22 protein-coding genes and 1 pseudogene are annotated in these 21,038 nt (G+C 64.3%); 4 read left to right on the forward strand and 19 right to left on the reverse strand.

Translation table 11 applies throughout. The features are described 5' to 3' along the window. The coding region (locus tag VKP01_RS05850) for a hypothetical protein (protein ID WP_324411169.1) at positions 1 to 245 on the reverse strand (245 nt) is incomplete at its 3' end. 41 nt (positions 246 to 286) lie between these two features. Between VKP01_RS05850 and VKP01_RS05855 the strand changes: the two genes are divergently transcribed. Next, complete coding sequence (locus VKP01_RS05855) at positions 287 to 622, forward strand: hypothetical protein (protein WP_324411171.1); 336 nt, start codon at positions 287 to 289, stop codon at positions 620 to 622. Positions 623 to 664: 42 nt separating this feature from the next. Here VKP01_RS05855 and VKP01_RS05860 read toward each other — a convergent pair whose 3' ends face one another. From VKP01_RS05860 to rpmF, 8 genes are all read right to left on the reverse strand, one after another. Then, on the reverse strand, positions 665 to 1,117 hold the full coding sequence (locus VKP01_RS05860) for a DNA polymerase III subunit chi (RefSeq protein WP_324411173.1): 453 nt from the start codon (positions 1,115 to 1,117) through the stop codon (positions 665 to 667). Then, entirely contained in the window at positions 1,114 to 2,730 is a 1,617-nt protein-coding gene (locus VKP01_RS05865) for an acyl-CoA synthetase (protein ID WP_324411175.1), read from the reverse strand. Before VKP01_RS05865 ends, VKP01_RS05860 begins: the two co-directional genes overlap by 4 nt. A 191-nt stretch (positions 2,731 to 2,921) precedes the next feature. Continuing rightward, the gene (locus VKP01_RS05870; RefSeq protein WP_324411177.1) at positions 2,922 to 4,247 is read right to left on the reverse strand and encodes a S41 family peptidase; all 1,326 of its coding nucleotides are present in this window, start codon (positions 4,245 to 4,247) and stop codon (positions 2,922 to 2,924) included. After that, positions 4,247 to 5,719, reverse strand: coding sequence for a murein hydrolase activator EnvC family protein (locus VKP01_RS05875; RefSeq protein ID WP_324411179.1), 1,473 nt, complete (start codon positions 5,717 to 5,719; stop codon positions 4,247 to 4,249). The genes VKP01_RS05870 and VKP01_RS05875 overlap by 1 nt, the downstream gene beginning before the upstream one ends. Before the next feature lie 44 nt (positions 5,720 to 5,763). Beyond that, positions 5,764 to 6,288: a 23S rRNA (pseudouridine(1915)-N(3))-methyltransferase RlmH gene (gene rlmH, locus VKP01_RS05880; RefSeq protein WP_324411181.1), complete on the reverse strand. Its 525-nt coding sequence runs from the start codon at positions 6,286 to 6,288 to the stop codon at positions 5,764 to 5,766. Positions 6,289 to 6,347: 59 nt separating this feature from the next. Next, the gene (rsfS, locus tag VKP01_RS05885; RefSeq protein WP_324411182.1) at positions 6,348 to 6,767 is read right to left on the reverse strand and encodes a ribosome silencing factor; all 420 of its coding nucleotides are present in this window, start codon (positions 6,765 to 6,767) and stop codon (positions 6,348 to 6,350) included. Further along, the gene (locus VKP01_RS05890; RefSeq protein WP_324411184.1) at positions 6,758 to 6,904 is read right to left on the reverse strand and encodes a hypothetical protein; all 147 of its coding nucleotides are present in this window, start codon (positions 6,902 to 6,904) and stop codon (positions 6,758 to 6,760) included. The genes rsfS and VKP01_RS05890 overlap by 10 nt, the downstream gene beginning before the upstream one ends. Before the next feature lie 38 nt (positions 6,905 to 6,942). After that, a complete protein-coding gene (rpmF, locus tag VKP01_RS05895; protein WP_074445768.1) occupies positions 6,943 to 7,128 on the reverse strand; it encodes a 50S ribosomal protein L32 in 186 nt (61 codons plus the stop codon). A 441-nt stretch (positions 7,129 to 7,569) separates the two neighbouring features. Here rpmF and VKP01_RS05900 point away from each other — a divergent pair, with 441 nt between their 5' ends. Beyond that, positions 7,570 to 9,003 carry an alkaline phosphatase D family protein gene (locus tag VKP01_RS05900; RefSeq protein ID WP_324411188.1) on the forward strand — a complete coding sequence of 478 codons (1,434 nt, stop codon included), beginning with the start codon at positions 7,570 to 7,572 and terminating at the stop codon, positions 9,001 to 9,003. Positions 9,004 to 9,078: 75 nt separating this feature from the next. On the opposite strand, the gene VKP01_RS05905 is transcribed toward VKP01_RS05900, so the two are convergent. The 3 genes from VKP01_RS05905 to VKP01_RS05915 form a co-directional block, all read right to left on the reverse strand. Next, the gene (locus VKP01_RS05905; RefSeq protein ID WP_324411190.1) at positions 9,079 to 10,650 is read right to left on the reverse strand and encodes a hypothetical protein; all 1,572 of its coding nucleotides are present in this window, start codon (positions 10,648 to 10,650) and stop codon (positions 9,079 to 9,081) included. A gap of 131 nt (positions 10,651 to 10,781) precedes the next feature. Then, entirely contained in the window at positions 10,782 to 12,158 is a 1,377-nt protein-coding gene (locus VKP01_RS05910) for a PleD family two-component system response regulator (RefSeq protein WP_324411192.1), read from the reverse strand. An 11-nt stretch (positions 12,159 to 12,169) separates the two neighbouring features. Next, entirely contained in the window at positions 12,170 to 12,541 is a 372-nt protein-coding gene (locus VKP01_RS05915; protein WP_324411194.1) for a response regulator, read from the reverse strand. Positions 12,542 to 12,660: 119 nt separating this feature from the next. Between VKP01_RS05915 and VKP01_RS05920 the strand changes: the two genes are divergently transcribed. Both VKP01_RS05920 and VKP01_RS05925 read left to right on the forward strand, forming a co-directional pair. Continuing rightward, positions 12,661 to 12,939 carry a DUF3572 domain-containing protein gene (locus tag VKP01_RS05920; RefSeq protein WP_074445764.1) on the forward strand — a complete coding sequence of 93 codons (279 nt, stop codon included), beginning with the start codon at positions 12,661 to 12,663 and terminating at the stop codon, positions 12,937 to 12,939. A gap of 9 nt (positions 12,940 to 12,948) precedes the next feature. Continuing rightward, the gene (locus VKP01_RS05925) at positions 12,949 to 14,283 is read left to right on the forward strand and encodes a DNA polymerase IV (RefSeq protein ID WP_324411197.1); all 1,335 of its coding nucleotides are present in this window, start codon (positions 12,949 to 12,951) and stop codon (positions 14,281 to 14,283) included. Between the two features lie 97 nt (positions 14,284 to 14,380). On the opposite strand, the gene VKP01_RS05930 is transcribed toward VKP01_RS05925, so the two are convergent. The 7 genes and pseudogenes from VKP01_RS05930 to VKP01_RS05960 all read right to left on the reverse strand — a co-directional run. Next, a complete protein-coding gene (locus VKP01_RS05930; RefSeq protein WP_324411199.1) occupies positions 14,381 to 15,700 on the reverse strand; it encodes a hydantoinase/carbamoylase family amidase in 1,320 nt (439 codons plus the stop codon). Beyond that, complete coding sequence (locus VKP01_RS05935; protein ID WP_324411201.1) at positions 15,697 to 16,695, reverse strand: dihydroorotate dehydrogenase; 999 nt, start codon at positions 16,693 to 16,695, stop codon at positions 15,697 to 15,699. The genes VKP01_RS05930 and VKP01_RS05935 overlap by 4 nt, the downstream gene beginning before the upstream one ends. Further along, positions 16,689 to 17,540, reverse strand: coding sequence for a dihydroorotate dehydrogenase electron transfer subunit (locus VKP01_RS05940; RefSeq protein ID WP_324411205.1), 852 nt, complete (start codon positions 17,538 to 17,540; stop codon positions 16,689 to 16,691). The genes VKP01_RS05935 and VKP01_RS05940 overlap by 7 nt, the downstream gene beginning before the upstream one ends. A gap of 12 nt (positions 17,541 to 17,552) precedes the next feature. Further along, positions 17,553 to 18,836: a TRAP transporter large permease gene (locus tag VKP01_RS05945; protein WP_324411207.1), complete on the reverse strand. Its 1,284-nt coding sequence runs from the start codon at positions 18,834 to 18,836 to the stop codon at positions 17,553 to 17,555. A gap of 1 nt (position 18,837) precedes the next feature. Next, a complete protein-coding gene (locus VKP01_RS05950) occupies positions 18,838 to 19,356 on the reverse strand; it encodes a TRAP transporter small permease (protein WP_324411210.1) in 519 nt (172 codons plus the stop codon). Positions 19,357 to 19,429: 73 nt separating this feature from the next. Further along, on the reverse strand, positions 19,430 to 20,449 hold the full coding sequence (locus VKP01_RS05955) for a TRAP transporter substrate-binding protein (RefSeq protein ID WP_324411212.1): 1,020 nt from the start codon (positions 20,447 to 20,449) through the stop codon (positions 19,430 to 19,432). 127 nt (positions 20,450 to 20,576) lie between these two features. Then, positions 20,577 to 21,038 (reverse strand): annotated as a pseudogene (locus tag VKP01_RS05960) (transcriptional regulator); the annotation flags it as partial.

Below are 21,038 nucleotides of genomic sequence, written 5' to 3' on the forward strand. Positions count from 1 at the left end.
GGCCACGAAAAAACCCCGCCGAAGCGGGGTTTGAATCTTAAGGCAATTGCAGGATTGTTATCACCCTCGCAATGACCTGCCACCGAAGTGGTCTTCCAATCCACCGAAGCGGCAACGGTGGAAGGGTACTTTTTTCTTGTAACCATTGTCAATAAATTGATCCGCGCCGGTGGAGCGGAATTGATGCGAAGGAATGCAAAATTTAAGATTGCTTTTTCGCAAAAAATATATCTTTTATTGCGCAATGGAAACCGCGCCCTTGATCCGATGGCGCGCAGAGTGACATATGCCGAGAACAACGAATAATCGAAAGGGTTGGGTATTTTATGTTGCCTGGGTGATGGTGCTGCTCCCAAGATCTTTTGGTTTGGAGCAGTTGAGGATTGAAACGCAGAACAATTTTGTCGTGGCGTGTTACGGTTATGATTATGTGGCGATATTCTTTGGATTCTGCGCCCTCGGCCTGGCTTTCTTGTACGGTAAGGACTGGGGACGCTGGGCTTACGCCCTGATGGTCGCCTCGGTCCTCACGATAGCGGTTGGCTTCAATTTTGGCGGGGCATTGTGTCCGGAATACGTGCCTTCCAATGTATCGCCTCCGCAGATGCCTCCGTTTTTCTAGGAGATTGACCTCTTCCAGAGAGCCGGCTGTTCTGTTGCCGCCTCACGCCTTCTTCCCCCACCGCCCATTCTCGTCCTGCTGCCAGTAGGTCGCCTCGTGGCCGGCAGCCTTGACTTCCTTCCACTGCGTGCGGGCGCGGGCGAGCTGGTCGTCGTCATGGCCGTCGAAGATCACCATCAGGCGCTCGTAGCGCGCGGCATCGGGGGGTAGCGCCGCGCCGTCGACGAGGAAGCGGATCGCGGCATCGTTGGGATTGGTGAAATCGAGTGCGATCACGATCGGATGCTCGTGCGCCTCCGCCTCGTCGGCGCGGCCATGGGCAAGGAAGCTCTGCTCGTCATAACTCCACAGATGATCGTCGAGTGCAGCGGCGCGCTCCTCGCTGGTGACCTGTATCGCCGCCCGCCAGCCGCGCGCGCGCGCCTTTTCGAGCAGCGTCGGCAGGACACGCTCGAGCGGCTGGCGTTGAAGGTGGTAGAAAAAGACCTCACTCATGCTTCGTCACGCAGGATGCGGCGGATGACCTTGCCGGTGGTGGTCAGCGGCAGGGAATCGCGAAAGGCGATCTCGCGGGGATATTCATGTGCGGAGAGCCGGTTGCGTACGAAGCTGCGGATATCCTCGGCAAGTGCCTCGTCGGGATCGATTCCGTCGCGCACCACGATGAAGGCCTTGACGATCTCGGTGCGCACCGGATCCGGCTTGCCAACGACGGCGGCGAGTGAAACGGCGGGGTGTCGCAACAGGCAATCCTCGATCTCCGTCGGCCCGATCCGATAGCCCGAGGAGGTGATGACGTCGTCGTCGCGCCCGACGAAGCGGATATAGCCCTCGGCATCCATCACGCCCTGATCGCCTGTCGTCATCCAGTCGCCGATGAATTTCGCCTGCGTCGCTTCCGGGCGGTTCCAGTAGGAGAGAAACATCACCGGATCGGGGCGCGCGACGGCGATCTGGCCGGGCTCGTCGGGTGCGCATATGCGCCCGTCATCGGCGATCACCGCAACGCGGTGGCCCGGAACCGGGCGGCCGATCATGCCCGGCTTGCTCACCCCGATCGCGGCGCAGGAGGCGACGATGAGATTGCACTCGGTCTGGCCGTAGAACTCGTTGATCGATAGGCCCAGCGTCTCGTGCCCCCAGGCAAAGGTCTCGGCACCGAGTGCCTCGCCGCCGGAGGCGAGTGTGCGCAGGGCGAGATCGAAGCGCTTGCGCGGATTGTTGATGCTGCGCAACAGGCGCAGGGCCGTGGGCGGGATGAAGGCGTTGCGCACGCCCTGATCCGCCATCAGCCGGAAGGCGGCTTCCGGATCGAATTTCGCAAAGCGCCGGGCGATGACGGGAACGCCGAAATGCAGGCCCGGCAGCAGGACGTTGAGCAGCCCGCCCGCCCATGCCCAATCCGCCGGCGTCCAGAAGCGATCTCCCGGTTGTGGCATGAATTCATGCGGCAGCGAGACGCCGGGAAGGTGGCCCAGCAGCACCCGATGCGCATGCAGGGCGCCCTTGGGATTGCCCGTGGTGCCCGAGGTGTAGATCATCAGGGCGGGATCGTCGGCCAGCGTATCGACCGGAGTGAATTCCGCGCTCTCCGCCGCGCTCGCCTCGTGGAAACCCTCTGCACCGGCATCCGGACCGTCGATGCTCAGAATCACGTCCGGATGCGTGAAGTCTTCCTCCGCATCGGCGAATTTCGCAAGGCCGCCCGCATGGGTGATCAGCGCGCGTGCGCCGGAATCGCCGAGCCGGTAGCGCAGGGCGTCGATGCCGAAGACATCGGCAAGCGGCAGCGCAATGGCGCCGAGCTTGTAGATCGCCACATGCGCGATCGGCACGGCATGGCCTTGCGGCAGCAACACCGCGACGCGATCACCGGGGCGAATGCCGCGTTTGCGCAGGGCATTGGCGAGGCGGTTCGAGGCGTCACGCAGCCCGGCGTAATCCAGTACCAGCGTCTCACCATCCGGCGTGACCTCGATCACGGCGGGGCGCCCGGCATCAATCGCCGCCCAACGGTCGCAGATATCGACCCCGATATTGTAGCGCTCGGGAATCGCCCAGGAAAAACGCGCGTACAGGCCTTCGTAATCGCGGATATCCGGAAGCATGCCTTGCCTCTTGCTCGATGATGCCGCCCCGGGGGCGTGCGCGTTACCGCGCGACGATCTATAGCATCATTGCGTCGGGAAAATACCGGCTGTGACCCATTCGCCGCAGGCGGGGCACGACAGAGGCAGATGAAAACGCCCGCCACTCCTTTCCGGAATGGCGGGCGCGATCGGATTGCTCGTGCAGGGCCTCAGTTCGGCGCCGTCTCGTTCTCGGCATCGGTGGTGAGGAAGGCGTCGAGCTGCTCGCCACGCAGGAAGGCGAGGGCGGCGAGAAGCTGCTTGTCCTCCTCGCGATCGCTGGGGACATAAGCCGAAGAGCCGCCGGCCTCCTCATCCTCGCCACTGAGATGCCCGCGCAGGCCCGCTTCGCCCTGCGTCTCGTCCTGCCCGCGCAGTTCCTCGGGGATATCCTGGAGAACGACGATATCCGGGTCGATACCACGCGCCTGGATCGAACGGCCGGAGGGCGTGTAGTACTTCGCCGTTGTCAGGCGCAAAGCACCGTTGCCGCCGAGCGGAATGATGGTCTGGACCGAGCCCTTTCCGAAGGAGCGCGAGCCGATCAGCGTGGCGCGCTCGTGATCCTGCAATGCACCGGCAACGATCTCGGACGCCGAGGCGGAGCCGCCATTGACCAGAACCACCAGCGGCAGACCGTCTGTCAGATCGCCGGACTTGGCCGAGAACCGCTGGGTCTCCTCCGGGTCGCGCCCGCGCGTCGAAACGATCTCGCCACGATCGAGGAAGGCGTCCGAGACCATGATCGCCTGATCCAGCAGACCGCCGGGATTGTTGCGCATGTCTATGACGAAGCCCTGAAGCCGATCCTCGCTGATGTCGCCCTTCAGCTCCTGGATCGCGCTGCGCAGATTGGTGAAGGTCTGCTCGTTGAAGGCGGTCACGCGCAGATAGCCGATATCGTCCTCGACGCGGGCGCGGACCGGGCGCACGCGGATGATGTCGCGGGTGATGTTGACCTCGATCGTGTCGGCGGCATTGCCGCGCCGGATGCGCAGGGTGACGTCCGAATCGACCGGGCCGCGCATCAGTTCGACGGCCTGGCTCAGCGTCATGCCCTGAACCTGTTCGCCATCGATATGCGTGATCAGATCATTGGCCATGACTCCGGCATTGAAGGCCGGTGTGTCGTCGATCGGGGCGACGACCTTGACGAGCCCGTCCTCCATCGTGACTTCGATGCCCAGTCCGCCGAACTCACCGCGTGTCTGTACCTGCATGTCGCGGAACGAACGCGGATCCATGTAGCTGGAATGGGGGTCGAGCGAGGTGAGCATGCCGTTGATCGCGGCCTCGACCAGATCGGCCTCTTCCGGCTCTTCGACGTAATCCTGACGCACGCGCTCGAAGACATCGCCGAACAGGCTCAGCTGACGGTAGGTCTCGGCAGAGGCGGCGACGGCCGTGGTCGATGTGAGCACGTGTGTCTGCGACACCAGCGTCGCCATGCTGGCGCCGACCAGCGCGCCGATCATCAGTATTGGAAGCTTGCGCATTATCCGCGAACCTTTTCGCTTGGCGTAACGTGACGCGATTCCTGTATCGTATCCTGCCACCAGGGTGCGGGATCAATCGCCCCGCCATCCTTGCGGAATTCAACATAGAGCACCGGCCCCTCCGCGTCGACGAGTCCCATGGCCGGAGAGACCGAAGCCTGCGCCCCCATCATGGCGACCGGCTCCCCTGCGAGAACGAATTGCCCGACATCGACGGTGACATTCTCCATGCCGGACATCATGACATAGTAGTCGTCGCCGGCATTGATGATCAAGAGACGCTCGAAGGAACGGTAGGCTCCCGCAAATGCGATCCAGCCATCCGCCGGAGCCGTGACGATCTCACCGGAGCGTGTCGAAATCACGACGCCCTGCATGCGCCCGCCGATATCGTCCGGCTCGTCGAAAGCCCGTGTGAGCGAGCCGGACACCGGCAAGGGCAGGCGCCCGCGAGCCTGTGCGAAGGGTATCTGTGGTGAAAGCCTGGCGGGATCGAGGCTTGCGGCCTCGGCGAAACGCGCCTGTGTCTGGGCGCGCAGGCGTGCATCGGCGGCGCGGGCGGCTTCCGCGGCCGCACGGGCTGCGGCAATCTGCTCTTCCATTGCGGCGATCAATTCTTCGAGATTGCCCGCCTCGGCCGCCAGTGTTGCCGCCCTTTCGCTCTGTTCGAGAAAATCGTCCTGCGCGGCACGCAGCCGCTCCTGACGCGCTTCGATCAGCGCGGAGAGCCGCCGGCGCTCGCTGTCGAGCTGGGCGAGTTCGACAGCGAGCGCCTCGCGATCCTGCGCGATCATGCGCCGCAGATCGACCAGTTCCTGCAGGTCGGCGGCGAGCGCGCGCGTCTCGGCACGCAATTCCGGGACCACGGCGCCGAGCAGCATCGAGGTGCGCACCGCCGCGAGGATATCCTCCGGGCGGACCAGCACCGCCGGCGGCGGGCGCCGGCCCATCCGCTGAAGTGCGGCGAGAACCTCGATGATCACGTCACGCCGTGCCTCCAGCGAACGCCGGATCGCGGCTTCCGAAGCGATCAGCGATTCGAGCCGTCCGGTGAGCGCCTCCGATCGCGCCTCGTTGTCGCGGATGCGGGTGGTGGCCTCGATCAGCGCCTCGGCCAGTGCCGCACGATCCTCCTGGAGGGTGGCGATTTCCTCGGCGAGTTCCCGCTCGGCCTGCGCGGCGCGCTCCAGATCACGGCGTACCTCTTCCAGCTCGCGGGCGCGCAGGTCGCGGGCCGCCTCGCCGGGCCCCACCGCCGGCTCCGTGGCCTCGTCTTCCTGCGCGAGGGCAGGGGCCGAGAGTGGCAGCACAGGGGAGAATACGGCGCCGGCCAAAAGCGCGAGAATCAGCAGGGATCTCGCGGTGAGGCCGCACTCGACGCCTCCCGCGCCGGGGCCGCCGGGCGCGCCGGCGTCGGGGCGACGGCTCGTTCTCGCCTCGCCTTGCCCGTGCATGCGCGTGTCTTGCCGCATATCTCGCCGCATGTCCTGCCCCCAGCCATGCCGGAACCATGACTTCAATCGCCGTGACCGGCACGATGATAAGGATGTCTGCCGATGATGGTTAATGCACGGTAAATCTGCTCCATGACCAGAACCCGCACCAGTTGATGCGGCAGGGTCAGGCGTCCGAAGGACAAGGTCAATCCTGCTTCCTGCGTTAGGGAGAGGTCGAGCCCGTCCGGGCCGCCGATGACGAAAGCCGTCGCCGCAACCCCATCATCGCGCCAGGCGGCGATCTGATCGGCGAAACCCGTGCTCGACAGGGATTTGCCGCGCTCGTCGAACAGGATCAGCCGTCTGTTTCCGCTGTTGCCCGATCCACTGCCCGTGCTGCGGGTGAGGTGACTGCCGATGGCGCGTGCTTCCTCGCTGCGTCGGTCATCCTCGCGCCGCGCGCGTGATTCGGCGATCTCGATCATCTCCGGTCCGCTCAGCCCGAGCGGGCGGGCACTGGCGGTGATGCGGGCGCCGTATCGCGCGACCAGTTCACGCTCGGGCCCCGCCTTCAGACGCCCGACGGCGAGTAGCGTCAGCTTCACGCGTTTCCTCCACGCGCCCGCGATCAATGCGCCGCGCGAGCGATCGCAACCCCTGCGGCTCAGCCGCCCGTCGCTTCCGTCGGACGGTCCGCACCCCACATCTTTTCAAGATTGTAGAAGCCGCGGACTTCCGGGCGGAAGACATGGACGATCACATCGCCGGTATCGATCAGCACCCAGTCACAGGCCGGCAAACCCTCGACACGGGCGGTCCCGTAGCCGTGATCCTTGAGATCCCTGATCAGCCGGTCGGCGATCGCGCCGACATGCCGGTCGGAGCGGCCCGTGGCGACGATCATCGCATCGGCGATGGAGGTCTTTCCGGCGAGATCGATCTCGACGAGATCCTCCGCCTTCATGTCCTCAAGGCCCGAGCGGACCAGCGGGAGCAATCCTTCCAGATCGAGAGCGGTTGCGCCGTTCTCCGGGGCGGTGGTTGAAGCTTGCGCTTCATGATCGGACACTGCAGTCAGCGCCATACCCTTTCCTTCTTTGCGGCAACGGGAATCGCTGCCTTCTTGTGCAGGATGCGCGTCTTTGTGGCTAAATTCAATGCGGATTGACTCGGATACACGCGAAAAACCCCGCCGGTATTTGCCGGCAGGGCGTACATCATGTATCAGCCGATCCGTGGCGGGAAGCGCCGTCGGCGCCTCAGTCGTCCGCCTTGACCGTCAGGACCTGACGACCGCGATACATGCCGGTCTTCAGATCGACATGATGCGGACGGCGCAGTTCGCCGGAATCCTTGTCTTCGACATAGGTCGGCTTCTTGAGCGCATCGGCGGCACGGCGCATGCCGCGCTTGGACGGCGTGGTCTTTCTCTTCGGAACAGCCATTTCACTTCTCCGGTCACTGGACGCGCCCGCCCGCCATCGGTCAAGACAGGTATGCGCGCATTCAAGCGTGGTGGCTTGCCCTGTGGCTTTCGCGAACCGCCGCGCCGGCATTCGCTTTGCACACAATATCAAACGCCCACATGTCAAAAACAATCGGGGCGCCGCAGGCCGCAGCGCCCTGATCGATCCGATTTCGAGGCGGCTTATACGCGCTCGCGTGCCCGATGGCTAGCCCTTCTGAGGACAATCGGGTGAAGATTATGATGCGGAAATCGCGAAAATCCGGACCCGTCAGACCGCGCGTGATCCGTGGCACGGAAAACGCGGATGCGCATGCGGCTGCAATTTCCGCGCAAGCCACGTCCAGGCATGACCCGGATTCTCTGCGCATCACAGGTTTCATGATTGTGCAAAGGAGCTTGCCCGAATAACATGTCATCCATGACGTACAGACCCGTTTTGCCGCTTGGGCCCATTCTTTTTCTCGATGATGTCGCGGACACGCAACTGCATCTCTCCGCCCTCTTCATCACCGACAAGGGCGCCGCGCCGCCTCCGATCGACGCCGAGGGTGGTACCTTCCGCGCCTGCCGGCTGACCGATTACGATCATGCGACCGCGTGGCGAACGCGGTTTTCAGTACCTGCTGACCGCATCTCGACCTATGGCTGGAACGGACATTCCTACGAGATCGCCGGGAACCTGACGGGCGATCTTCGCGTGGCCTACGTCTCCTGCAACGGCGAGGAGATCGGGGATATGGAGCGTGAAGGCTCCGAACGCAATGCGATGTGGTCGCGCCTCCGGGACGAGCATCGTCGCAGGCCCTTTGCATTCATGCTCCATGGTGGCGATCAGGTCTATGCCGACGAGGCGACGCACGGCCACGACCTCACCCGCGACTGGCCCGACACGGTGCCGGAGGACGTGTCCGGCGAAGAACTCGCGGATCTCGAGCATCATCTGCGCGAACGCTTCTTCGCCCGCTATGCCGCCCTTTACGAAGCGCCCGAACTGGCGTGGCTGGCTGCGCGCGTTCCCTCCCTGATGCAATGGGACGATCACGACATCTGTGACGGCTGGGGGTCGCTGCCGCGTTCGGTCACGTATTCCGCGGTCGGACAGGCGCTGTTCAAGGTCGCGCACGAGAGTTTTCTGGTTTTCCAGAACGCGACCGTTCCCGGTCAGTTACCCGACCGGTTTGCGGACCCCCAGGCTACCCATCTCGGCTGGAGCATCCACGCGCCCGGTCTGCGGGTTCTCGCTCCCGACCTGCGCTCGGAACGGACCCGGCGCAACATCATGGGCCGTGGCGGTTGGGCGATGATGGACGGCGAAGCCGAGCGCCACGCCCCCGGGCACACCTTTCTGATGTCGAGCGTGCCCTTGCTGGGTCCACGCCTGTCGGTCTTCGAGGCGCTGATGGTCGCGATCCCGCGGATGCAGAAATACGAAGACGATCTCCGCGATCAGTGGCAAAGCCGCGCGCATCGCGAAGAATGGCGCCGCATGCTGCGCCTCGTGCGCGATATGGCGCGGCGTGACGGGCACGACATCATCGCGATTTCCGGCGAGATTCATCTCGCAACCCGGGCCGTCATGGATCTGGGCGATGATCTTCATCTCCAGCAACTGGTCGCCTCGGGTATCTCCCACAGGGCGCCGCCGAAAGGATGGGCGCGGATTCTGGGTGCGCTTGCCTTGCTGGGTGAAGATCCGTTGCCCGAACATCCGATCCGGATCAGGCCGCTGCCGGGCCACAGGTCGCGCTATATTGCCGAACGCAACTATCTGATCCTTGAACGCAGCGCGGGGGACTGGCAGGCACGCTGGGATATGGAGAGCAGCGGCATGACCCCTGCGCTGGCATTGTGACGAGGCCGGCACCGATCAGGCGCCGGCCTCGTCTTTCGAAAGTTTCACGGCTGTGCGGCGCATGCCGATGCCGCCTTATTCGCCCGCCTTCACCAGATCATTCGCGAAGAAGAAGCCCCAGACGAAATCGGTCTGCAGCGCTTCCAGAGCGGGTGGCTGCTGGCTGGAGATGAACCAGTCGGGATTCGGTGTGCCGAGCGAGCCTTCGCCGTAGCCGATCGTGTCTACTGTATTCTCGAACACGCCCAGCACGCTCGGCTTGCCGTCCGGCCCGACATGGGCACGGGCATGGCAGCTCATGCAGGAGGAAGACATCATGAAACCGCCTTCGGTGACGGAGTTCCCCAGAAGGATGCGATGGCCGGTCGATTGCACGAAATCGACCTGGCTGCCCTTGAGGCGATAGCTGCGCCAGGCGCGATCGGAGGCGTTGGGCATGGTCGGATCGCGCGCTTCGGTGGTACCGATATCGAGCCCGTCGAGCACGCCCTTCAAGCCCGCGCTGATCGGCCCGGAGGCGTAGGTTCCGCCGGGATCGAAAATCGGCGATGCGATCGGCAGATCGTCGCTCATCACATGCGGGCGGGTGAAATTGTCCGCGGCGCCCTCGGGCACGTCGTCCGGCGAGGCGAAGCCGTAGGAATCGTTGCAGCCGATATAGTCGCAGCGTCCCGGATTGTTGATGTGCTCGAATGTCAGCCAGACCCAGTTGGGTATGTCCTTCGAGGAAACGTGAAACGAAACCAGCCAGTGCTCGCCGGGCTCGAAGATCTGGGCATTGTTGTCGGTGACGGCGGATTCGACCGTCATGGTGATGAAGGGGTTATCGGGATCATTGCGGATGCCCAGCACTTCCGCCCGCTCAGCGCTGATCCAGTTGCTCTTGATCATCACCGCATCGACGGGGAAATCGATCCGCGCGCTCGCGCCACCAGCATTGGCGCTATGGAACGGCGCGTTCTGGCGCATCACCCGGGCATTCTCGGCAAACACCTTCGCCAGACCTTCGGCGTTGTAGAGGTCATGATCGAAGACGTAGTCGAACATCGGTTTGTTGCGGAAGACGAACTCCGCCATGGATTGCCGGATGACGCGCCCCGGATCGATCGCGTTGATCTGTTGCGGCGTGACCCGGCGCAGATTGTCCTCGAATTGCGTGACGTGAGCCTTCGACAGTGGCTGCGCGCGCGGCAGGGGCGGAGTGGCGCCGGCCGCGCGGTGGTCACCGGGGAAGTAAGGGCAATGCAGGGCCGGGTTCTCGGCATCGTCGTAGCCCGGATTGTCCAGAGAATCCGGTGTGCAGCAAGTGGTGACGTCATCGCCCGGCTGGCACATCACATAGGGCTGGCCGGGCCAGGTCTGCTGGTCGGCGGCCCAGTTTTTCCAGAATTCCTGCGAAACCACCTCGGTGAACAGCTTCCATGAGAACATGTCCGGGCACGTCATGGATGGATTGCGGATGGCGGGATCGATGACGATTGCGCCATCGACGACGGTCATGGCGCAATCGGCCGCATCACGCACGTCAGCATTGAAATACATCGCGAAATCGATGCTGCCGGGGGCCGTCTGATCATCGGCGGCAAGGCCGACGGTCGGCACGAGGCCGATCAGCAGCGCCGAGGCTGCAAGGGTCTTTTTCGTCATGGAAATCGTCTCCGATACAGGCGCGGTGATGATTCGTCGGGCCAGCCACGGCCATTGCGAATCAAGGATGCGTCACTGTAACGCAGGATTGTTTAATCAGAAACAGTGATACTCGTTTTAATTGTATCCAATCACGCGGCGTCAGCCACGACCTGGTTGCGACCCTGTTCCTTGGCGCGGTAGAGCGCAAGGTCGGCCCGCTTGAGCATGTCCTGCGGGGATGTATCGCCGGGCTGACGCGAGGCTACGCCGATCGAGACGGTCACGGGGACGCGCCGGGTTTCATTGTGAATGGCGAAGGTCTCGCCTTCCACATGGGCGCGGATGCGTTCCGCCACGATGCGGGCGATGTCGAGCCCGGTATCGGGCACGAGCACGACCACCTCCTCACCGCCGAAGCGTGCAACGATGTCGATGCCCCGTGTCTGCGAGCGGATGCGCTTGGCGAATTCACGCAGCACCTCATCCCCCGCATCATGGCCAAAGGTGTCGTTGATCGGCTTGAACTTGTCGATATCCATGACGAGTACCGACAAGTGCTTGCCCCGACGCAGTGATTCGTCGAAGAGCGCGGTAAACTGGGTGTCGAGATAGCGCCGGTTATGCAGGCCGGTGAGGGCATCGGTCACCGCCATTTCCATGGATTCCTGCACGGCCTCGCGCAATTTGTCCGAGAAACGCTTGCGCCGCGTCTGGCTGCGCACGCGCGCCAGCAATTCGTTCCGGTCGACGGGGCGCGTGAGGAAATCATTCATGCCGATCTCGAGGCCGCGCAGGATGCGCTTCTGGTCATCCGCCTCGGCCAGCATCAAAACGGCGATGTTGCGGGTTCGCTCAAGCGAGCGCAACTGCGAGCCGACGCGCAGCCCATCGGCATCGGCGAGATCAAGGCTGATGATGGCGACGTCAAATTCTTCTTCGCCCGCGCGCGCCAGCGCCTGAACGGCATCCGTCTCGACAGTGACCTGATGATACTGCGACAGCGAGCCTGCCAGCCGCTCGTAGGACGAGGGGCGATCATCGACGAGCAGGATCCTGCCGTCGAGCCCGTTCTCCGCCGTCGCGAGCACCAGCGGGTCGCCGATCAGCCCATATTCCCGCGAAGCGAGGGCGCGCGTGCGCAATTCATCGGTCACGGCCTTGAGGCGCACCAGACTGCGCACCCGTGCGAGCAGGGCGGTGTCGTCGACAGGTTTGGTGAGAAAGTCGTCGGCGCCCGCATCGAGCCCTTTGAGCCGGTCACTCGGCTGGTCGAGTGCGGTCACCATCACCACCGGCAAATGTGCGGTCTGCGGAGAATTCTTCAGGCGCCGACAGACCTCGAACCCGTCCATTCCCGGCATCATCACGTCGAGCAGCACGATGTCGCAAAGACCCTGTTCGCAGATGGTCAGCGCATCCGGCCCGTTCATGGCCGTGACCACGTCGAAATATTCCGCCGTCAGCTTCGCTTCCAGCAGCTTGACGTTGGGAAAGATGTCATCGACGACGAGCACTCTGGCAGTCATTTTCTGTCCTTTCAGCCCGCATCCGCGTAAGTGCGGACTGTTTCGATAAACTTCGCCACGGAAATCGGCTTGGAGAGATAGGCCTCGCAGCCGCCCTCGCGGATGCGTTCCTCGTCACCCTTCATGGCGAAGGCGGTGACGGCGACGACGGGGATCGATTTCAGATCCTCGTCCTCCTTGAGCCATTTGGTGACTTCGAGGCCTGAAACTTCGGGCAGCTGGATATCCATCAGGATCAGATTCGGACGGTGGGCGCGAGCGAGCTCCATCGCCTCGATCCCGCTCGCGGTCTTGAGCGTGGCATAGCCATGGGCCTCGAGAAGATCGTTGAAGAGCTTCATGTTGAGCTCGTTGTCCTCGACGATGAGCACCGTCTTCTGCATGGGTCGATCCCCGTTTGCGCCGGCTGGCCCCCGCTAAGCCCGTCGCCGGCATTCTCCCGTTCCGCAAAGCATAGTAAATCGGTACCCATGAACGAATGGCAAACCGAATCGGGATTCTCATGAAACTGCCTTCACCAGACCAGGCCCGCGAAACCGCCATTGCCGTGTTTGCACGCATCGTCGCCGACGAGGAGCGTCTCGGGCGATTCTTCGATCTGACCGGGCTGCGTCCGGACGGGATCCGCGAGGCCAGCACGACCCCGCAGTTCTTCGAAGCCGTGCTTGATCACGTGGTGAACTACGAGCCCCTGCTCGTCGAAATCGCGGCAGAGCTCGATATGGATCCGCATGCCATCGTCGCAGCCCATGCCTGCCTTGCGCCGCGACCGCCGGAATAGAGATCACGCATGCAGGATAGACCGCCGATCGGGGCTTATCTGTGTCGGGATTGCCTGTGGAGCGGGCCGGTTCCCGGCGGGTCACGCCCACGCTGCCCGTCCTGCGGCTCGCCGCGCGGGCTCCTCCATGACGAGCGCGACAGCCTCGCCATCGCCCATATCGATTGCGACGCCTTTTTCGCGGCGGTCGAGAAACGCGAGAACCCTGAACTCGCGGACCGGCCGGTGATCATCGGCGGCGGGCGGCGCGGGGTGGTTTCCACCGCCTGCTATGTGGCGCGCATCTATGGGGTGCGCTCAGCCATGCCGATGTTCAAGGCGCTCGAAGCCTGTCCTGATGCCGTGGTGCTCCGTCCGCGCATGGCGCTCTATGCGCAGGTCGGCCGGCAGGTGCGCGAGATGATGCGCGCGCTGACGCCGCTGGTCGAGCCGCTCTCCATCGACGAGGCCTTTCTCGATCTCGGCGGCACAGAGCGCCTGCATGGGGCGAGCCCGGCCCTGACGCTGGCGCGGTTTGCGAAACGCGTCGAGGAGGAAATCGGCATCAGCGTCTCCGTCGGGCTGTCCTATAACAAGTTCCTCGCCAAGATCGCCTCGGATCGCGACAAGCCACGCGGTTTCTCGATCATCGGGCGCACCGAGGCAAAGGCGTTTCTCGCCGGTGCGCCGGTGGGCATCCTGCCGGGTGTGGGCAGGGTGGCGCAGGAACGGCTCGCCCGCGCCGGCATCCGCCGCATCGGTGACATCGCGGCCCGCTCACTGCCCGACCTGATGCGCATCGCCGGCAATGACGCGCAGCGCCTTGCAAAGCTTGCCAAGGGCGAGGATGCCCGCCGCGTCGAGCCCGAACGTGCGGCCAAGAGTATCTCGAGCGAAACCACCTTCGATGCGGATATCGCGGGGCTGGATGTGCTTGAGCCGATCCTCTGGGAATTGGCCGAGAAGGTCGCCGTGCGGCTGCGCGCCGGTAACATTGCCGGGCGCACGGTGGTGCTCAAGCTGAAGACGCGTGATTTTCGCAACCGCACCCGCACCGTCTCCGGCCTGGCGCCGACCCAACTCGCAACACGGCTCTATGCCGCAGCGCGGCAGATGCTCGCCGCTGAATGCGACGGCACCGCCTTCCGCCTGATCGGTATCGGCGCCGCCGATCTCGTCGATGGCGCGCTCGCCGATCACGGCGATCTCGCCGATCGCGAGGTGGTCCGCGAGAAAAGCCGGGAGACCGCCATCGCCGCCCTGCGCGAGCGCTTCGGTGACAGCATCGTCAAACGCGGCCTCAGCCTGCGCAACGCCCCGCCGGCGAGCGGGGGGCGCAAGCGCGACGACGGTGATGACGGGTAACAACCTGACGAAACGCACACCGCCTGGATGATCTCCCCGCTGCGTGATCGTCATCCGGTCCGGACAAATCCGCAAACCGCATGTGGCGCCGGACGGCTCAACCCCGCGCCAGCGCCTGCGCCGCGCGCTTGAACACGCGGGCGCCGCAGAGCATGTCGTCGATCTCCATCGCCTCGTGCGGGTTGTGGGAGCCGTTCTGGTTGCGCACGAAGAGCATGCCGGAGGGCACCCCCGCCTGCGAAAACACGGCGGCGTCGTGGCCGGCGCCGCTCGGCACCGTCTCCGCCGGAAGCTCCTGCGCCTCGCAGGCGGCGAGGAGGGCGGCGAGCACATTCTTGTCGAGGAAGGCCTCGCTTGTATGGACCGGCTCGTCGAAGACGAAGCGCACGCCGCGTTCGCGGGCGACGATCTCGCATTCGGAATGCACCAGCGCCTCGATCGCGCGCAGGGTCGTGGCCTGCTGGCTGCGCGCCTCGAAGCTGAAGCTCGTCTCGGCCGGGATGCGCGTCATCGCATCGTTTGCGGTGTTGGTATGAAGGATACCCGTGGTCATGACAAGATCACCGCCATGCAGCTGGATCGTCTGCCAGTGTTCGTCGAGGCGCATCAAAAGATCGGCGGTGGCGACCACCGCATCCTTGCGCAGGTAGCGTGGCACCGCACCGGAATGGCCGGCCTCGCCGATACAGCGCACGTTGCGATGGCGGATATTGCCGCGAATCCCCGTCACCGCCGCAATCGGCCAGTTGCGGTCGATCAGCAGCGGGCCCTGCTCGATATGCAGTTCCAGAAAGAAAGCGAGCTGATCTGCCGCGATCAGCGGCTCGCCGGCGGCGACGCGTTCCATATCGACACCGCAGGCAGCCATCGCATCGCGCAGGATGCGTCCGTCGCGGTTGTCGCGCGCATCGAGAGCCTTTTCGTCGAGCAGGCCGAACAGCGCCTTCGAGCCCATATAGGGCAGGCCGAAACAGGCGCTCTCCTCGCCGCGCAGGGCGATGGCGCGCACGGGAAATGCCGTCTCGATGCCCTCGCGCTCCATTGCGATCAGGGCCAGCATGGCGGTGACCACACCGGCGAGGCCGTCATAATTGCCGCCCTGGGGCACCGAATCGACATGCGAGCCGATAAGCCCGCGACGCACATCGGCCTCGGTATCGCCAGGGCGCGCCATGATCAGACTGGCCCCCGCATCGCGCCAGGTGACGAGCCCCTGGGCGCGGGCCACCTCGTCGAGATAATCGAGCACGAGGCTCTCCACCGGCGACCAGGCCGGGCGGGTGACGCCTTCCTCATCGGGAGAAAGTTCACGGGCACGGGTGAAGATCGCCTCGGCCAGCGCGCGGCCTTCGCCGGCGATGAAGTCCGTATCGGGCGCCCGCGTCGCCGGCCCGATCCGTGACAAGTCGCGGCTCATGCCACGCCCTCCCAGTTCATTGCCCCCGCTTGGCCGGGTTTCGGCTTTTCCGTGCCCATATCTGCCCCCCAGTTGCGCGCGCCCTCATCGCCGGCCTCCGCGAGATCGCCGACGATGTCGGATACGCGCGCCACGCCGTTCTGTGCGCACCAGGCTTCGATGCCGGCGATCACGTTGAGCATGGCGGAGGGATGAATGAAGGTGGCGGTGCCGACCTGCACGGCGCTGCAGCCTGCGATCATGTATTCGATCGCGTCCTCGGCACTCATGATGCCGCCGCAGCCGATCACGGGAATCGCGACCGAGCGGGCGCATTGATAGGCCATGCGCAGGATGATCGGCTTCACCGCCGGGCCCGAGAGCCCGCCCATCACCTTGCCGAGAGAGGGTTTGCGGGTGGTGATGTCGATGCTCATGGCCAGAATCGTGTTGGCCACGACCAGCGCATCTGCGCCGCCGGCTTCAGCAGCCTGCGCCACTTCCTGGATCTCGCCGGCATTGGGGGTGAGCTTGGCCCAGAGCGGCAGATCGCTGGCGGCGCGCAGCTTGCGCATGACGGCCAGTGTCGGTTCCGGGCGCATGGCGAAGGCACGCCCGTCATCCTCGATATTGGGGCAGGAAATATTGACTTCGATGGCGCTGACGCCCGGCACGCTGACCATCTCGCAAAGCCTGGCGAATTCGTCGGGCGTGTTGGCTGAGATCGAGGCAACAAAAGGTGCCTTGAACGCACTGTAGAGCGGCACGGTCTCGGCAAGGAAATGATCCGGCCCCTTGCACGGAATGCCGATCGAGTTGAGCATGCCGCCGGGCACTTCCGCCACGCGCGGCGTCGGATTGCCGATGCGCTTGTCGGCGGTCACCGTCTTGATGACGAGTGCGCCGAGGCGATCGACGTCGAAGACCTGCGCCAGCTCATGGGCGAACGTGCCGGAAGCCGGCATGACAGGGTTGGCGAGCCGCAGGCTGCCGATATCGACGGACAGATCTACCATCCCAGAGCCTCCTCCAGCGGAAAGACCGGGCCTTCGCAGCAGACCCGGCGATGCACCGTCGCATCCCCCTCGCGAAAGGCGCGCACGCAGCAGAAACACATGCCGAGCCCGCAGGCCATCTGCTGCTCCATCGCCACCTCGCCGAACAGCCCATGGCGCGCGGCATGCTCTTGGGCGAGTTTGAGCAGACGGTTCGAGCCGCAGGTATAGAGCGCGCCCATGCGGCCCTTCGCGTGCAGATCGTCGAGCAGGGCTGCGACATGGCCGGTATCGGAATTGCCCTCGCTGTCCGTGACGGCGATCGCCTCAGCCCCGGCGGCGCGGGTTTCGGCCACCGACATCAGCAGATCGGGACTGCGCGCGCTCAGGACCGCGGTGACGGCGTGGCCTTCGCCGCGGGCAAGGCCGACCAGCGGGGCGAGGGTGGCGAGGCCGACACCACGGGCGAGGATGACGATCGGCGTCTTCTGCCCGGGCGTCGTGTCGGGCGGCAGCGAGAAGCCGATGCCGAGCGGGCCGAGCATGTCGAGCCGTTCACCGACCCCGAGCCTTGCGAGCGCCTTTGTTCCCGTGCCCGTAACCTTGTACAAAAAGGAGATCCGCCCGCCTTCGGCATTGATCGCATAGATGCTCATGGGGCGGCGGAAGAAGGGCTTGAGCGCATCGTCCTGCGGACAGAGAAGATGGAAGAACTGGCCCGCGCGGGCGCGCTGCGCCTGGGCCGGCGCTTCGACCTGCATCAGCCGGTATTCTCCGTTGACGGCTTCGTGAAGCAGGATTTCGGCGCGCTCTTCCAGAACGGGGAGGGAATCCGCCTGTGGCGGCACGGCGTGCACGGCTTGCATGGTTGTCGATCCTTATCCGAGCAGCAGGCGCGGCAGGAAGGTCGAGAGATCGGGCACGTAGGTGACGACGACGAGCGTGCCGATATTGATCCCGACGAAGGGCCACACCCCTGCGATCACGGCGGAAACCGGTTTGTTCAGGGTCGATGAGGCGACGAAGATGTCGAGGCCGAAGGGCGGCGTGATCATGCCGATGCAGATGTTCAGGCACACGATCAGGCCGAAATGCACCGGGTCGATGCCGAAGGCCAGCGCCACCGGATAGAAGGCAGGCACAAGCACCAGCAGCGCTGAATTGGGATCGATGAACATGCCCGCGATCAGGAAGACGACGTTGACCACGATCAGGAAGACGACCCAGTTCGCCTCGATCGTCTCCATGAAGGAAATCACCAGGCCCGGCACTTGCGCCAGCGTGATGAAATAGGAGACGAGGCTGCCCATGGCGAGCAGCACGAAGATCACCGAGGTGGTGATCGCCGCCTGGCCGGCAATGGTATAGACCTTGGCAAGGCTCATCTCGCGATAGACGACGAGTTCAACCAGGATGGCGTAGATCACGCTCACCGCAGCGGCTTCGGTCGGCGTGAAAGTGCCGGAATAGATGCCGCCGAGGATGATCACCGGCAGGCCCAGCGCCCAGAGTGCGGCCTTGACGCTGCGCATGCGGTCCGCCCAGGGCATCGGGGTGCTGCCGGTGCGTCCCGAAAGCTTGCCCTCGACCATGACGTAGGCGGCGAAGGCCAGCGAGAGAAAGATACCGATCACCAGCCCGCCGGCAAACAGCCCGGTGATCGAGGTGCCGGTGAGCCAGCCATAGATGATCAGCGTGATGGAGGGCGGGATCAGAAGCGCCGATTCCGCCGAGGAGACGATCAGCCCGAGCGAGATCTTCTCGCCGTAACCCGCCTTGCGCAACTCCGGATACATGATCCGCCCCATCGCCGCGACGGTGGCGGGCGCCGAACCCGAGACCGAGCCGAAAGCGGCGGAGCCCGCGATGGTGGAATAGCCCATCCCGCCCGGGCGATGGCCGAGAAAGCCCTTCACCATCGTCGTCAGGTGACGCGCGATATGCCCGCGCGCCATGATTTCGGCGGCGAAGAGAAAGAACGGAATGGCGAGCAGGGTGGAATGGTTCACCCCGCCCAGGATGCGCTGACCGATGGCGATGTCGGGCAATCGCGTGAAATAGAGCTCCTTGATCAGGAGCCCCGGCACGCCGAGCACCAGCAGCATCTCGAAACCGAGAAACAGCAACACCAGCGCGAAGACGGAAATGAAGGCGACACCCATGTCAGTGTCCTTCCAGCGTCGCGGCATCCGCGTCGCGCGCATTCCAGCGGTCGATCAGGCCGAACAGGCTCAACCCGTAGCGCAGGGCCAGAAGCGCGAAGCCGGCGGGCAGGCTGGCATAGAGGATGCCGGCGGAAATGCCGAGCGTCGGGCTGCTCTGCCCGGTTGCGGCAACGCGCTGGGCGATATCCAAGCCGATCCAGGCGATGTAGAGGCAGAAGGCGAGGCCGACGAGATCGATCAGCTTGCGTAAGGCGCGCCCGAGACGATCACCGAGCCGGTCGCGGAACACGCTCATGGCGATCTGGCGCCCGCGGGCCAGCGCGAGGCCAAGCCCCAGAAACACCATCCAGACCATCAGATAACGCGTTGCTTCATCGACGAAGGCGACGTTGCGCGACCAGGCGGGGGCGAGTTCGCGCACGGCGATGCCGGTGGCATAGAGCGCTACCATGCACAGCATCAATGCGGCGATCAGGAAGAATTCAAGCTTCTCCAGAGCCTTCAGCGCAGCCGACACGAAACCCTCCACCGCCGGAAAAGAAAAGGCCCGGACGGCGCCGTGAAGACGTCGTCCGGGCCGGATCATGCGATCACTCGACGATGCGCTCGTATTCGGCCTCGTAGACCTCGACGATGGTATTGGCGACCGCGCCGGTCTGCGCGACATAGGCGTCGCGGGCCTGCGGATACATCATCTCGCGCAGCGTGTTGCGCTCTTCATCGGTGATGTCACGGATGTTCATGCCCGCTTCCTCGAGGCGCTCGCGCGAAGCGGCCTGTGAGGCTTCCTTGATCGCCTCGACCTGCGGGCGGACCTCATCGAAGGCCTCGACGATAACGGTCTGATACGCGTCCGGGAGCGAATTCCACCAGTCCGGATTGAACATCACGATGTCTTCGTTGGCGCCGTGCTCGGAAACCAGCAGGTTGGTCTGGACCTCGTCGTAACGCATCGCCGAAATCGTATCGAGCGCATTCTCCTGACCATCGACGACGCCGGTCTGAAGCGCGGTGTAGAGTTCGCCGAAGGGAAGGGCGATGGCGGAGGCGCCGACGGCCTCGAACTGGGAGATCAGCACGCGCGAATCCATCACGCGGAAATGCTGGCCGACGAAATCCTCGACGGAGCCGAGCGGCTTGTTCGAGGTGAAGCTCTTGCGCCCGTTCGGCCAGATGGCGATGGCGTTGACGCCGATTTCGTCGAAGGTGGCGAGGATCGCCTCACCGAAGGCGCCGGTACGCAGTTCGTTCGCCGCTTCGCGATCGGCGGGATAGATGAAGGGCACGTCGAGAATCGACACGGCCGGGTTGAAGCCCGAGAGGAAGGCCGCCGGCGAGACGGTACCCTCGATCACGCCGAGCTGTACGCCCTCGTTCATCTCGCGGGCCTGGCCGAGTTGGCCGGCGGGAAACAGTTCGAACACGACATTGCCATCGGTGCGCTCGCGAACGAGTTCCGCGACGATTTCGAGGCCCTGGTGGCGGGCCTGTTCGGCGCGCTCGAGATGGCCGATCCGGGCTGTGTATTCCTGCGCTGCTGCGCCACCGGCGAGGCCGAGCGTCATGGTCAGCGCCAGCGCACTGACGGCGGTCTTTGAAAGCGTCTTCATGGTGTGATCCCCTCGCATGCTTGTTGCTTACGTAAGGGCATGAAGCCGTTGAGTCGGGGTTGTGTCAAGCGATGATCTCATTTTTGAGACCATAGATCAGGCAGTCACTGCCGCATGTTTGGGCACCTCAGGACCCGCCGATGCCGTAGCGCCGGATCAGATCATCGAGGTAATCGGCGCCCTCGGAGCCGCGAAAGGCCCGCTGCCAAAGCTGTTGCGCGATGGATTCGTGCAGATCCAGCGCCTCGGGGGCCGAGGTGATCAAGGCCGCGCCGACGCGCACATTGGGCTGTTCGCCCAGACGGAATGGGCTGATTGCCAGAACCGCGCGATCCGGCTGGCGGAAGATCTGGAAACTCGTTGCGGGGATGGTCTCGCGCACGATTCCCACCTGTACGCCGATCGGCGGGTCGCGCAGAAGATCGCGGATGGCAAGCGTTTCGGCAAGCGCCTCGCGGCGGCGGCGTGCGATCGTCTCGGGCAGGAGATCATGGCGTCCGACGAGGCCATGCAGCAGGAAACGCTCGATATCGGCGGAGGAGACGAGGCTCGCGATCAGCGGGCGTTTTTGCCGATAGGCGGCCTTGCG

The organism is Saliniramus sp., assembly GCF_035311605.1.
In the GTDB taxonomy this organism is placed as follows: Bacteria; Pseudomonadota; Alphaproteobacteria; order Rhizobiales; family Beijerinckiaceae; genus Saliniramus.

Excerpts from the sequence above, each read along its gene's own strand:
- VKP01_RS05945 (WP_324411207.1), bottom strand. The coding sequence starts at position 18,836 with ATGGGTGTCGCCTTCATTTCCGTCTTCGCGCTGGTGTTGCTGTTTCTC.
- VKP01_RS05955 (WP_324411212.1), bottom strand. The coding sequence starts at position 20,449 with ATGAAGACGCTTTCAAAGACCGCCGTCAGTGCGCTGGCGCTGACCATG.
- VKP01_RS05865 (WP_324411175.1), bottom strand. The coding sequence starts at position 2,730 with ATGCTTCCGGATATCCGCGATTACGAAGGCCTGTACGCGCGTTTTTCC.
- VKP01_RS05915 (WP_324411194.1), bottom strand. The coding sequence starts at position 12,541 with ATGCAGAAGACGGTGCTCATCGTCGAGGACAACGAGCTCAACATGAAG.
- VKP01_RS05875 (WP_324411179.1), bottom strand. The coding sequence starts at position 5,719 with ATGCGGCAAGACACGCGCATGCACGGGCAAGGCGAGGCGAGAACGAGC.
- VKP01_RS05860 (WP_324411173.1), bottom strand. The coding sequence starts at position 1,117 with ATGAGTGAGGTCTTTTTCTACCACCTTCAACGCCAGCCGCTCGAGCGT.
- VKP01_RS05920 (WP_074445764.1), top strand. The coding sequence starts at position 12,661 with ATGAAACTGCCTTCACCAGACCAGGCCCGCGAAACCGCCATTGCCGTG.
- VKP01_RS05940 (WP_324411205.1), bottom strand. The coding sequence starts at position 17,540 with ATGCAAGCCGTGCACGCCGTGCCGCCACAGGCGGATTCCCTCCCCGTT.
- VKP01_RS05930 (WP_324411199.1), bottom strand. The coding sequence starts at position 15,700 with ATGAGCCGCGACTTGTCACGGATCGGGCCGGCGACGCGGGCGCCCGAT.
- VKP01_RS05935 (WP_324411201.1), bottom strand. The coding sequence starts at position 16,695 with ATGGTAGATCTGTCCGTCGATATCGGCAGCCTGCGGCTCGCCAACCCT.
- VKP01_RS05900 (WP_324411188.1), top strand. The coding sequence starts at position 7,570 with ATGACGTACAGACCCGTTTTGCCGCTTGGGCCCATTCTTTTTCTCGAT.
- VKP01_RS05890 (WP_324411184.1), bottom strand. The coding sequence starts at position 6,904 with ATGATGTACGCCCTGCCGGCAAATACCGGCGGGGTTTTTCGCGTGTAT.
- VKP01_RS05905 (WP_324411190.1), bottom strand. The coding sequence starts at position 10,650 with ATGACGAAAAAGACCCTTGCAGCCTCGGCGCTGCTGATCGGCCTCGTG.
- rpmF (WP_074445768.1), bottom strand. The coding sequence starts at position 7,128 with ATGGCTGTTCCGAAGAGAAAGACCACGCCGTCCAAGCGCGGCATGCGC.
- VKP01_RS05925 (WP_324411197.1), top strand. The coding sequence starts at position 12,949 with ATGCAGGATAGACCGCCGATCGGGGCTTATCTGTGTCGGGATTGCCTG.
- VKP01_RS05870 (WP_324411177.1), bottom strand. The coding sequence starts at position 4,247 with ATGCGCAAGCTTCCAATACTGATGATCGGCGCGCTGGTCGGCGCCAGC.
- VKP01_RS05855 (WP_324411171.1), top strand. The coding sequence starts at position 287 with ATGCCGAGAACAACGAATAATCGAAAGGGTTGGGTATTTTATGTTGCC.
- rsfS (WP_324411182.1), bottom strand. The coding sequence starts at position 6,767 with ATGGCGCTGACTGCAGTGTCCGATCATGAAGCGCAAGCTTCAACCACC.
- VKP01_RS05910 (WP_324411192.1), bottom strand. The coding sequence starts at position 12,158 with ATGACTGCCAGAGTGCTCGTCGTCGATGACATCTTTCCCAACGTCAAG.